The organism is Streptosporangium roseum DSM 43021 (assembly GCF_000024865.1).
Lineage (GTDB): Bacteria > Actinomycetota > Actinomycetes > Streptosporangiales > Streptosporangiaceae > Streptosporangium > Streptosporangium roseum.
In genome coordinates, this window is record NC_013595.1 from 8230944 (window position 1) to 8242971 (window position 12028).

Consider the following 12028-nt stretch of genomic DNA (forward strand, 5'->3'; position numbering starts at 1 on the left):
GGGGGAAGGCGCTTCATTGGGCTCGCACTCTCGGGTCGAGGAAGCGGTAGACCACGTCCGCCAGAAGGTTCATGATGATCACACTCGCGCTGAAGACGATGAAGGTGCCCTGGAGCAGGGGCAGGTCGGGGATCTTGAGCGCCTCGTAGGTCAGGTAGCCGAGGCCGGGCCAGGAGTAGACGGCCTCGACCGTGATCGCCCCGCTGACCAGCACGCCGAGATGCATGAAGATCATCGTGACCGAGGGCAGCAGCGCGTTCGGCACCGCGTGGCGCCGCCGTACGGCGTCGTCGGTCAGGCCCTTGGCCTTGGCGGTCAGCAGGTAGGGGCTGCCCATCTCGTCGATGATCGAGGTGCGCATCACCGTGACGTACTGGGCGAAGACCACCAGCACCATGGTCAGGCAGGGCAGCACGAGGTGCCTGGCCACGTCGACGACGTGGGTCCAGCCCTCCTGCGGCAGCGCGGGGTCGCTCATCCCGCCCGCGGGGAGCAGGCTCGGGATCGGGCCGACACCCACGCTGAAGGCGACCAGCAGGATCATGCCGAGCCAGAACGTCGGCACCGACCACAGCGTGAGCGAGGTGCCGGAGGCGATCCGGTCGAACAGGCTGCCGTGCCGCCAGCCGCTGCGGATGCCCAGCCACAGGCCGAGCGCGATCGACAGGAGCGCGGCCGTGCCCATGAGGAGCAGGGTCGGCCCGAGCCGGTCGGCCACCAGCGACGAGACCGACTGCTGGAACTGCCAGGAGTAACCGAGCTCGCCCTTGAGCGTGTCGCCGACGAAGGTGAGGAAGCGCTCCCAGACCGGGTCGTCCAGGCCGAGCTGGACCCGGATCTGGGCGAGCTGGGCCTCGCTCGTGGGGCGACCCCTGGTCAGGGTGCGGACCGGGTCGGCCGGCATCAGGCTGAAGATCACGAAGCCGATGACCAGTGTGACGAAGAAGCTCACCAGCGCCGCGACCAGCTTCGAGCCCAGGTAGGGCAGGAAGCCCGACCGCTTGACCCCCTGCCCCCTGACCTTGGCCGGGCCCGCGGCGGTGAGACTACTCACGGTCGCCCGCGCCCGAGCGGCGCCTGAGCACGATCCCGCCGCCGACGAGCGCGAGGAGCAGGACGCCCGCGCCGACCCACAGCTGGCCGCCGCCGCTCTCCTCCCCGGCCGAGGCGGCGGCCGGCTTGGCGGCGGGCGGCGCGGCCTTGAGGTAGCTCCAGAACGCGGTCTGCGCCGGGTACATGCCCTGCGCGTCCGGCTGCCCGGTGATCAGGCCGGTCACGGTGTCGGTGCGGGCGACGTCGAGGGTGTTGGCGTAGAAGTGGATCTGGTCGACGTCGGCCTTGTACAGGATGTCCTGCATCTCGGCGACGACCTTGGCCCGCTCGTCCTGGTCGAACGTGGTGAGCTGCTTCTTGAACAGCTCGTCGTAGGCCTCGTCGCAGAAGAAGGCGTCGGTGTTGCCGCCGGTGCCGTCGTCCTTGGGCAGCGTGGCGCAGGTCTGGATGCCGAGCAGGTAGGTCGGGTCGGGGCCGGTGGTCCAGCCGTCCATCAGCAGGTCCCAGTCGCCCTTGGCCAGGTCGCTGTTGAGCGCGCTCATGCTCAGCGTCTGGATCTTGAGCTTGATCCCGATCGTCTCCAGCCAGCCCTTGAGGTAGGTGGAGATGCCCGCGTCGGCCGTGTCGTCGGAGTGGATGCCGAGGCGCAGCTCCAGCGGCCTGCCGCTCTTGGGGTCGACGCGGACGCCGTCGGCGCCCTTGGTGTAGCCGGCGTCGTCGAGGATCTTGCCGGCCTGGGCGAGGTCGAACGGCGTCTCCTGGCCCGCGGCCGGCTTCCAGCTCCACTGCGGCCAGGCCGGGGGCAGGTAGCCGGAGCCGGCCACGCCCATGCCGTCGAGCACCTTGGTGACCAGCGTCTTCCTGTCGGTGGCCAGCGAGATCGCGCGGCGCAGCACCGGGTCGCCGAGCGCGGGATGGCCGGTGCCGATCTTCTTGCCGGTGCGGGTGCGGGCGTTGTGGTTGACCTCGACACCGGTCCAGCCGTTGCCGACCTCCTGGGCGGTCAGCAGGCTCTTGTCCGCCTGCAGCGCCTTGAACTGGGTCGGGTTCACGGCGTTGATGTAGTCCAGCTGGCCGCTGCGCAGCGCGGCGACGGCGGCGTCGGTCGACTTGAAGCTCTGCTGGATCATGTGGTCGAAGCCGGGCCTGCCGAGGATGAAGTCCTTGTTGGCGTCGAACTTCGCGTACTGCTCGGGCTTGTAGTCCGTGAGCGTCCACGGGCCGTAGCCGACGACGGGGAAGGTGTCGTTCTTGGCGTCCTTGAGGTTCTTGGCCCGCGGCTCCCAGATGTGCTTCGGCACGATCGGGATGCCGCTGATCGGGATGCTCACGTAGACGACGTTGGCCTGCGGCGCCTTGGTCTTGATGACCAGCGTCGTAGGGTCGGTCGCGGTGACGGACTCGAAGTTGCCGACCAGCGAGCCGTTGGCGGTGCCCGCGACCGTGTCGGTCATGATCAGGTTGAGGGTCCAGGCGGCGTCCTCAGCCGTGATCGGCTTGCCGTCGCTCCACTTCAGACCGTCCTTGAGCTTGAAGGTCCAGGTGAGCTTGTCCTCCGACGGCGTCCACGACTCGGCCAGGTACGGGCCCGGCTTGCCGTTCTCGTCCAGCGAGTTCAGCGTGGGGTAGATCGAGCCGAAGATGTCCAGGGCGCCGTTGAAGAAGGCGAGGAACGGGTTGAGCGTGTCGACGCCCGCGCCCGACATCTTCACCCGCAGCGTGGTCTCCTGCGACGCGGACACGGACGCGTCCGGCGCGGCGGCTGCGGCGGCTGCGGCGGCTGCGGCGCCGAAGGTGGTGGCAGCGGCCACCAGTGAACCGCTCAGCGCGCAAGCGGCAAGGGCCAGCCTGCGCCGCGAGTTGCCTGTCCCCATTGATGTCTCCTGGTCGTTCGGCATGCGTGTGTGAACGAATGCTGACGATCAGTGGGCACGCCCCCAAGAACCGTGAACGCTTTACGACCTGAGCATCGAAAATCGTGATGCTCCCGCTCCACGCCTCCGCCTGCCCCTACCTTGGGCCGGGGGACGGATGCCCGGAGCCGATCGTGGAACGTCGCGGGGACGGGACGGGACGGTGCCGGACCACGCCGGGCCGGCTCCCGGCGTGAGGTCACGGCTCCCGGGTCAGTGCGAGCCCGGCCGCGCCGTGCCGGGCGGTGAGGGTGACGCCACTGCGGTGACAGCGGACCGACTGCAGCTCGGGCGTGTTCGACAGCACGGTGACGCCCGGGGCGACGGACCGCTCGGCGGTGGCCGTCCGGTCCGCGTCGGGCAGGACCAGACAGGCGTAGGAGGCGCCGTCCGGCCGTGCGCCGTGGTCGAACCCGATGGAAAACACCTCCGCCGACAGCGGCTCGGCGGAACCGGTCCTGGTGACGTCCGACCAGCTGCCGGTACGGCGCTCCGTCCAGGCTGACAGGGCCCCGTGGCCGGCCAGCGGCACGTACCCGATGCGTCCGTGGTGGACGTAACGGGGACGGTCCGGGTCCGGCCCCGCCGTCACCGGCCCCTCCGCCAGCCGCTGGTCGATCGTGGTGACCACCGGATGCTCGGACGACGGCGCGGTGATTCCGGCGCCGAGCGCGACGAACAGGTCGTCGAAGCAGAACCACGCCTTCCAGCCGTCCGTGATCCGGTCCGTCCCCTCCAGGCGCATCACGGCGATGCCGTGACGGCCGTCGGACCAGCCGCCGACGTCCTCGGAAGCGCCGTGCCGGTGGTTGGGGCGGGGGAAGAGTCCCGCCGGGTCGCGGAGCCACTCGGCGGTGACGCCCGGGAGCCGGGACCAGTCCCACAGCGGGATGACGGCCCGGTAGCCGTCCTGCGGATCGTCACCGACCCGGATCGCGGCGACGCCGTCGCCGAGGTGGCGGCCCCGGAGGTTCTCACCGTTCATGCTCTCGGTGGGAGCGGTCCGGGTGGACGACATGCGCACCGACACCGACCAGGTGGGCCGCCGGTGCACGAGGTAGTCCGAGCGGGGGTAGTACCGGCAGCCGACCAGGCCGCCGGCGGATCGCCCGGCCCCGGCTTCGCCCCCGGCACCGGCATCAGCTCCGGCACCGGCTCCGGCCTCAGCACCGGTTCCGGTTCCAGCACCGGCTTCGGCTTCGGCACCGGTTCCGGTTCCAGCACCGGCTTCGGCACCGGCACCGGCCAGGCGCGCGTCGAACGCGGCGAGCTCGTCCCGCCTGGGCGCGCCCGCCGCCAGCAGCCTGCGGAGCGCGGGCCGCAGCTCGCCGGCGGCACGGTGCGCGGCGGCGCGGGTGATGTTGCGTCCCATGGTGGTGAAGTCGAACCCGTCTCCGTGCACCGCCCACTGCTGGCCGTCCAGCAGGAAGTCGGTGAGCAGCCGGACCCCGGGCGCGCCGAAGGCCCACGGGCTGCCGTGCACCACGTAGACCCACAGGGCCAGGTCCGCGGCCAGCGCGGAGCCGTAGCCGCCGGAGTACAGCTGCGCGCCGTGCTGGTGGAAGCTGAGGTCGTCCTGGATCCCCTCGCCGTCGGTCACCCGCAGGACCTCCGACATCCGGGCGACGGCCGAGGCGACCAGCTCGCCGTCGTCCGTCAGGAGCCCGTGCCGCAGCACGATCCCCTGGGTCCAGACGAGGTTCTGGCCGGTCATCTCGACGGGACCGGCGCACCCGGCGAGCCAGTCTCCCCACCGCGCGCGCTGCCGCGCGTCGAGCGCGCCGGCCATCAGGAGGAGCGCGTCGCCGGCCAGCCGGGGCGCCCCGATCTCGTTGAACCACCAGTTGTCGCTACGCGGGCCGCGGCGTCGCCAGGCGTCGAGGGCGCTCAGCGCCGCGGTCCGGTGCTCCCCCGACAGCGCCAGGCGCAGTGCGCGCGCCACGTGCTCCACCGGCCGGAAGGCCAGGGCGTCCCGGTCGGTGTAGTCGATGTCCGGCCATGTGCCGTCAGCCGCCAGCTCGCCGGTGAGACGTGCCGTCTCGGCCGGATCGACGGGGTGGTCCAGGAGTTCGTGCCGCAGGCGGTCCCGTACCGCCGCCAGATCGCGCATGCCCGATATCCTCCCCCCGCACTCCGTGCGTTAAGTGTCGGAGGGCTCTGATACATGTGGGCCATGGGTGTGAGCGTTGATGAGTTCCTGGAGATGCTGGACAGGCTGCCCGAGGTCGGGCAGAGCGAGGGCGGCGACTGGATCTCGCTGAAGGTGCGCGGCAAGGGTTTCGGTTACCTGTGGGAGAAGACGCAGACCGTGGGGCTCAAGGCGACGATCGAGGAGCAGATCGCGCTGGTGGCCGAGCGTCCGGAGGTGTTCGAGGTCCAGTTCACCGCGGGCCGGTTCGGCTGGGTCGTGGTGCGCCTGGAGAAGATCGACCCGGAGGAGCTGTTCGAGCTGGTCACCGAGGCGTGGTGCCTGACGGCGCCCAAGCAGCTGGTCAGCGCGCACGAGGCCGGGCGATAGCCGTACGGCGCGGGCGGGCCGTGTCCGGGCCCGCCCGCGCGTCTCATCCGGTGGGGTCGACGGTGGCCAGGAACACGTCGCCGTTGCCGGGCGCGGTGCCGTCGCCGGGAGTCCCGTAGGTCAGCCCGGTCACCAGCACGTCCCCGGCCGGGGTCGGCGTCGCGTACAGGTTCGGCTCGGCGAACGGGTCGACGCCGTCGTCGCGTGCCGTGCCGAACTGGGCGGCTGCCTGCTGCCTTCCCGTGCCCGACAGGCGCACGGCCAGCACGTCGGCGCCGCCCGCCGCCACACCGATCCGGCCACGGGTGTATCCGATCACCTCGACGGCGCCGCCGGGCAGCGCGACCACGCCGGCTCCCGCGTCCGGGGCCGGGGTGGCGACGGTCCTGCTCCACTTCTGCCTGCCTCCGGAGGTGTACGCCACGGCCAGGAGGTCGCCGCCGCTCTCCCCGGTGGCCACCGCGAGCCCGTCCGTGGTCACCGTCACCGCGCTGAGCCGGTCGTCGCCGTCGCCGCCCGCGGCGGACACCCACCGCGAGGTGCCGTCCGTGCCGTATCCGGCGATCCAGCCGTCCAGCCCGCCGAGCGCCGGCGCGCCGGGCAGCCCCGCCGTGGCGCTGCCGGCCACGAAGACACCGGTGGCGTCGGCGGCCACGCCGTAGGCCTTGTCCTCGCCGGCGCCGCCGAGCTGGCGTGTCCAGCCGATCTGCCCGTCCGCGCCGACCCGGGTCAGGAAGGCGTCCTTGTCACCGCTGTTCGTCCCGGCGAGCGCGCCCTTGGTGTAGCCGACCAGGTAGCCTCCGCCGTCCGAGGTGGCGGTGAGCCCGTAGGCGCGGTCCGCCGCGCCGGCCGCGCCGAACTGGGTCAGCCACCGGACCTCGCCGCTCGCGTCCAGCCGCACCACGAAGGCGTCGTCGGTGGTGTTGCCGGGATGGCGGCCGTCCAGGTCGCCCCTGGTGTAGCCGGCGGCCAGCACGCCTCCGTCGGGCAGGGCGGCGACGCCGTACAGGCGCTCGTCGGCGGCGGTGCCGAGCTGTCTCGTCCACCGCGGGGTGCCGTCCGGACTCCGGCGGATCAGGACCGCGTCCAGCTTGCCCGCGTACGGCCGGCCGTTCACCGGGCCACCGGCGGCGAGGCCCAGCGTGGCTGAGCCGTCGGCATGTGCCGCCACGCCACCCGCCCAGTCGGTGCCGGCGGTGCCGTACAGCGGCGCGGGCAGCCCGGTCGGCGGGACCACGCTCAGCATGGGGCCGAGGTTCGCCATGCCCTGTTCGAACGCGGGCCCCCAGACGCTCCAGTCGTGGCCGCCGTCCAGGATGCGCATCTCCGCCGAGACGCCCGGCGCCCGCCGTACGGTGTTGTAGAGCGCCTCGGATTCGAAGTCGAGGTCGTGGCGGGCGTCGGCGGGGTCCGGATTGGCGTACTCGTCGTCGCCCACCGCGACGAACAGCCGCACGGGCAGCTCGGGATCCATGCCGGGCAGCAGGTCCGGGTAGTTGAGCCCGCGGTACACCTCGTCGGCGAACTTCTGGTCGCCGAGGCCGAACGCGCCGTACTCGCGGGCCGACGAGTCCGCCGGCGGCAGCGGCGTGTAGACGGCGGGGCTGAGGACGAGCGCGCTGCCGAAGAGGTCCGGGTGGGCCAGGGTGAAGCGCAGCGCGCCGTAGCCGCCCATGGAGTAGCCGCCGACCATCCGCGCGTTGCGGATCGGCGCGGTGCGGTAGGCGGAGTCGACGTGGTTCACCAGGTCGCGGGTCAACGCGGTCTCCACCGGCCGGCCGGGCGCGTCGGTGCCGGTGTAGCGCGAATCCACGTACCAGCTGCCGCCTCCGCTCCAGGGCGCGTCCGGCATGACCGCGATGAGGCCGGGGATCCGCTTGTCCTGGATCAGCCGGTCCAGCGTGTCCTTGACCTGGGTCCACGCCTGCATCGTGTCTCCCCTGCCGTGGAGCAGGTAGAGCACCGGGTAACGCCCCGCGCCCCGGTCGTAGCCGTGCGGCAGGTAGACGTTGTACGCGATGGATTCGCCGAGCGCGGCGGAGTGCGCCGAGCCCGTGGTGATCGTGCCGGCCCGGTCCTTGCCGACCTGCGCCTGACCGGGTACGGCCAGCACGGCGACAAGTGCCAGAGCTGCCAGAACACCGAGCCCGCGCCATCGCGAAACGGCCATCGGGTCACTCCTTGATAGTGCTGTAAACGTTTACAGCAAGCCGGTCCGCACACCCGGACCGTGAGTATGGTTTCGGGTGAGTCTCTTCGCCCGTTCCGGCGATGTCAATAGGCGTCTCTCCGGGTCGGCAGGCGCCTCTCCGGCCCGCGCGGGCGCCGCGACCTCGGTGTCCCCCGGAGCGACCCGCGCGCGCTCCCGGGCCAGGCCACCGCGACGGCCATGGCGCACGGGCCGCGCGGAACGCCGTCAGGATGGCATGCTGACAGCGTGGTCGAACGTGACATACATCTGCGTATCACCGCCGAGCTGCTGCTGTTCCTGCCCGCGAGCCGCCGGCGCGAGTGGCAGCGGGTGGCGCCCGACGGGACGTCGACGCTGGGGCACGTCGTGGAGTCGCTCGGCATCCCGCTGCCGGAGGTGGGGCCCATGACCGTCGACGGCGCGGGGGTCGGCCCGTCCTACCAGCCCGCCGCCGGTGACGTGGTCCACGTCCACGCCGTGCCCCGCCCCCAGCAGGTGCCCCTCGAACCGGGGCTGCTCGCTCCCCGGTTCCTGCTCGACGTCCATCTCGGCACCCTGGCGCGACGGCTCCGGCTGCTGGGCCTGGACGCGGCCTACCACAACGACATGGACGACCCCTCGCTGGTCGTCCAGGCGAACGCGGAACGCCGCGTGCTGCTGACCCGCGACCGCGGGCTGCTGCGCCGCCGGGCGCTCTGGCTCGGCGCCTACGTGCGCGGCAGCAGCCCGCACGACCAGCTCCGTGACCTGCTGGAACGATTCGCACCGCCGCTACGGCCGTGGACCCGCTGCACGGCCTGCAACGGGGAGCTGGCGCCCGTCGGCAAGCACGAGGTCGAGCGCCTGCTGGAGGCCGGGACCCGGCGCACCTACGACGCCTACGGCCGCTGCCCGGAGTGCGGCCAGATCTACTGGCGCGGCGCGCACAGCGAGCACCTGGAGGAGATCGTACGGTCGGCGACGCGCGCGGTCGGTTCCAGCCAGTAGGTTCCCGGACCGGGACCTCGGTCGCAACCGAACTCCGGCGGCGCCCTGTGCCGACCGGAGCGCCGTAACGATCACGTGTACCCTGTTCCGGAACTTGCTCCTGTCCGCCGACAGGTTGCACCCCGAGTCCGGCGCCGGCCGGGGCCTCCCCCCTGCCGCGGAGACACTGCCCGACCGTCGGCGTCGACGGCCGGCACGGCGACGCCGCGCCGGTCGAGGGCGTCCCCCACCGCGTCACCCCTTCACCCTGCTCCCATGCCCCGACTCCTCAAAGGAGCGTTTTCGTGCGTGCCTTCTCCGTCGATGACGGCTCGTTCCAGCTGGACGGCACCCCGTTCAGGGTGCTGTCCGGCGCCCTGCACTACTTCCGGGTGCACCGGGAACAGTGGGGGCACCGGCTGGCCATGCTGCGCGCGATGGGGCTCAACACCGTCGAGACGTACGTGCCGTGGAACCTGCACGAGCCCTGGCCGGGAGACTTCCGCAGGGTGGAGGAGCTGGGGGCGTTCCTGGACGCGGCGGCGGCCGAAGGGCTCCTGGCGATCGTGCGGCCGGGGCCATACATCTGCGCGGAGTGGGACAACGGCGGGCTGCCCGTCTGGCTGACCGGCCACCTGCGTACCAGCGACCCCGAGTACCTGGCCCACGTCGACCGCTACCTCGACCGGATCCTCCCCCAGGTGGCCGAGCGGCAGGTCACCCGCGGCGGGAACGTGATCATGGTGCAGGTGGAGAACGAGTACGGCTCCTACGGCAGCGACCACGCCTACCTGCGGCATCTGGCGGACGGGCTGGTCAGGCGGGGCATCGAGGTGCCGCTGTTCACCTCCGACGGACCGGCCGACCACTACCTGACCGGCGGAACGATCGACGGTGTACTGGCCACGGTGAACTTCGGCTCCGAGCCCGAGCAGGCATTCGCCACGCTGCGCGCCCATCGCCCGGACGACCCGCTGTTCTGCATGGAGTTCTGGTGCGGCTGGTTCGACCACTGGGGGCACGAGCACGTCGTCCGCGACCCCCATGACGCGGCCGACACCCTGGAGCGGATCCTGGCCGCGGGCGCATCGGTCAACCTCTACATGGCGCACGGCGGCAGCAACCCCGGCACCCGGGCGGGCGCCAACCGCGACGGAGCGCAGGCCGACGGCGGCTGGCGACCCACCGTGACCTCCTACGACTACGACGCCCCGATCGACGAGCGCGGCGCGCCGACGGAGAAGTTCTGGCGCTTCCGCGAGGTGCTCTCCGCCTACAACGAGGAACTGCCCGAGGTGCCCGCCGTACCGGCCGTGCTGCCGCCCGCGACGCTCCACCCGGAGGGGTCCGTCCTGCTCCGGCAGGCCTTGGACGTCCTGGCGCGGCCGGAGGTGGTCGCACCGGTGCCGCCGACCTTCGAGGAGCTGGGGCTGGAGCACGGGCTCGTGCTCTACCGGACCACCGTGCCGGGGCCGCGTGAGCCCTACCCGCTGACGCTGCGCGAGGTGCGCGACCGCGCGCACGTGTTCGTCGACGGGCGGCCGGCCGGTGTGGTGGAGCGGGACGCGGAAGTCCTGCCCGGACCGGTGGCGGGCGGGTCCGCCGTGGTCGAGGTGCTGGTGGAGTCGATGGGGCGGACCAACTACGGGCCGCTGCTCGGCGAGCGCAAGGGGCTCCTCGGCGGGATCCTCCACCACCAGCAGTACCTGCACGGATACGGGGCCCGCGCGATCCCGTTGGAGGACGTGTCGGCGCTGGCCTTCGGACAGGGGACGGTGGACGAGGCTCCGGCGTTCTTCCGCACGGTGCTGGAGGTGACCGAGCCCGCGGATGCGTTCCTGATGCTGCCGGGCTGGGGCAAGGGCTACGTCTGGGTCAACGGAGTCCTGCTGGGCCGCTACTGGGACAGAGGGCCGCAGCGCACGCTCTACGTTCCCGCCCCGCTGCTGCGGGCGGGCGGGAACGAGATCGTGCACCTGGAGCTCGATCGGGTGGGCTCGGTGCTCGAGCTCCGCGCGGAACCCGACCTCGGCTGAGGGCGGGCGAGGACGGAGGTTCGGACGGAGCCGTCAGGCCTGCCGCCCGCCCCATGGACAGCCGCACCGCGACGGCCATGGCCGGCCGCCGGTGGCGCGGTCGACCGGCGGCTCCGCCCGTGATCCGGCTTCACGCCGGATCGCTTTTTGCAAGATGGCTTATTAAGTACGATGTGCCGATGCATCAGCAGAGCGGCGACGCCTCACTCCTCCGGCGCCTCAACAGCGCCGCGATCCTGGGAATCCTCCGCAACACGGACGTGGCAACGCTGGCGGAGCTCGCCCGCGCGGCGCATGTCTCGCGTCCCACGGTCGAGGCGATCGTGGAGGAACTGCTGGCGGAGGGCTGGGTCGAGGAGTACACGGAGGAGTACGGCGGCCGCCAGCGCGGCCGGCCCGCCAAGCGCTTCCGCTTCCGCACCTCGGCGCGCAAGGTGGTCGGGATCAGCGTGGGCGCCTACCGGTTGCACGCCATGATCGCCGACCTGGGTGGCACGATCATCGCCACGCGGCGGGTCGCCGTCTTCCAGGAGATGACGCCGGGCGAGCGCATCGACGAGATCGCCCAGCTGGTGGAACAGTGCGCGGCCGAGGCCGGCGTCGAGATGCGCGACCTGGCCGCCGTCGCGGTGGGGACCACGGGCGTGGTCGACGGGCAGGGGCAGGTGGTCAAGAGCAACGTGCTGCCCAACTGGGCCGGGGTGCCGCTGCAGGCCGAGCTGTCGGCGCGGCTTTCGGTGCCGGTGCTGGTCGAGAACGACATGCGCCTGGCGGTGCTGGCCGAGCACTGGCGCGGCGTCGCGGAAGGGCGCAGCGACGTGGTCTACCTGTTCACCGGCAACCGGCTCTCGCTCGGGCTGCTCATCGGGGGCACGCCCTACCGAGGGGCGCATTCCGCCTCGGGCGAGATCGGCGAGCCGGCGAAGGGCCTGTGGATGGCCTTCGGCCACGTCACCGAGTACGCCATGTCCGTCGAGCCCGGGGAGTTGCGTTCGCCCGCCCAGGCCGCGGAGTTCGCCTTCGCCCGGGCTCGGGAAGGGGAGGAGCGTGCCGCGAAGGCGGTCGAGGATTTCGCCACGACCCTGGCTGAGGGCCTGGCGACCGTCGTCAACCCGCTGGATCCCGAGATGGTGGTGATCGGCGGCTCGCTCGCCCCCGGCGGCGAGTTGCTGGTGGAGCCGATCAAGCGGTATCTCGACCGGGTCTGCGTCTATCCGCCGCAGGTCTTGGCCTCCCAGCTCGGCGCGGAGTCGATCGTGGTCGGGGCGGTCAAGGCCGCGCTCAACCACGCGGAGGCCACCCTCTTTAGGAAAGGTTCCTGAATAAAAACCATCACGAAAATGTCACGTGC

8 protein-coding genes are annotated in these 12028 nt (G+C 72.0%); 4 read left to right on the top strand and 4 right to left on the bottom strand.

Annotation, left to right across the window (positions count from 1 at the left end; all coding sequences use genetic code 11):
* Positions 1-13: 13 nt before the first annotated feature.
* From SROS_RS35920 to SROS_RS35930, 3 genes are all read right to left on the bottom strand, one after another.
* Positions 14-1054: an ABC transporter permease gene (locus SROS_RS35920; protein ID WP_012893860.1), complete on the bottom strand. Its 1041-nt coding sequence runs from the start codon at positions 1052-1054 to the stop codon at positions 14-16.
* A complete protein-coding gene (locus tag SROS_RS35925) occupies positions 1047-2927 on the bottom strand; it encodes an ABC transporter substrate-binding protein (RefSeq protein WP_012893861.1) in 1881 nt (626 codons plus the stop codon). The genes SROS_RS35920 and SROS_RS35925 overlap by 8 nt, the downstream gene beginning before the upstream one ends.
* A gap of 238 nt (positions 2928-3165) precedes the next feature.
* Positions 3166-5076 carry a polysaccharide lyase family 8 super-sandwich domain-containing protein gene (locus tag SROS_RS35930; RefSeq protein WP_012893862.1) on the bottom strand — a complete coding sequence of 637 codons (1911 nt, stop codon included), beginning with the start codon at positions 5074-5076 and terminating at the stop codon, positions 3166-3168.
* A gap of 63 nt (positions 5077-5139) precedes the next feature.
* Here SROS_RS35930 and SROS_RS35935 point away from each other — a divergent pair, with 63 nt between their 5' ends.
* Positions 5140-5484, top strand: coding sequence for an MmcQ/YjbR family DNA-binding protein (locus SROS_RS35935; protein ID WP_043653650.1), 345 nt, complete (start codon positions 5140-5142; stop codon positions 5482-5484).
* A 43-nt stretch (positions 5485-5527) separates the two neighbouring features.
* On the opposite strand, the gene SROS_RS35940 is transcribed toward SROS_RS35935, so the two are convergent.
* Complete coding sequence (locus tag SROS_RS35940) at positions 5528-7654, bottom strand: alpha/beta hydrolase-fold protein (protein ID WP_012893864.1); 2127 nt, start codon at positions 7652-7654, stop codon at positions 5528-5530.
* 219 nt (positions 7655-7873) lie between these two features.
* Between SROS_RS35940 and SROS_RS35945 the strand changes: the two genes are divergently transcribed.
* From SROS_RS35945 to SROS_RS35955, 3 genes are all read left to right on the top strand, one after another.
* Positions 7874-8662 (top strand): Mut7-C RNAse domain-containing protein, encoded by a 789-nt coding sequence (locus SROS_RS35945; protein ID WP_012893865.1) that lies wholly within the window; start codon positions 7874-7876, stop codon positions 8660-8662.
* Between the two features lie 284 nt (positions 8663-8946).
* Complete coding sequence (locus SROS_RS35950) at positions 8947-10677, top strand: glycoside hydrolase family 35 protein (RefSeq protein ID WP_012893866.1); 1731 nt, start codon at positions 8947-8949, stop codon at positions 10675-10677.
* Positions 10678-10856: 179 nt separating this feature from the next.
* Positions 10857-11999 (top strand): ROK family transcriptional regulator, encoded by a 1143-nt coding sequence (locus tag SROS_RS35955; RefSeq protein ID WP_012893867.1) that lies wholly within the window; start codon positions 10857-10859, stop codon positions 11997-11999.
* The last annotated feature ends 29 nt before the right edge of the window (positions 12000-12028 follow it).

Coding starts and splice junctions, on each gene's coding strand:
- SROS_RS35925 (WP_012893861.1), bottom strand. CDS start 2,927: ATGGGGACAGGCAACTCGCGGCGCAGGCTGGCCCTTGCCGCTTGCGCG.
- SROS_RS35930 (WP_012893862.1), bottom strand. CDS start 5,076: ATGCGCGATCTGGCGGCGGTACGGGACCGCCTGCGGCACGAACTCCTG.
- SROS_RS35935 (WP_043653650.1), top strand. CDS start 5,140: ATGGGTGTGAGCGTTGATGAGTTCCTGGAGATGCTGGACAGGCTGCCC.
- SROS_RS35940 (WP_012893864.1), bottom strand. CDS start 7,654: ATGGCCGTTTCGCGATGGCGCGGGCTCGGTGTTCTGGCAGCTCTGGCA.
- SROS_RS35945 (WP_012893865.1), top strand. CDS start 7,874: ATGGCGCACGGGCCGCGCGGAACGCCGTCAGGATGGCATGCTGACAGC.
- SROS_RS35955 (WP_012893867.1), top strand. CDS start 10,857: ATGCATCAGCAGAGCGGCGACGCCTCACTCCTCCGGCGCCTCAACAGC.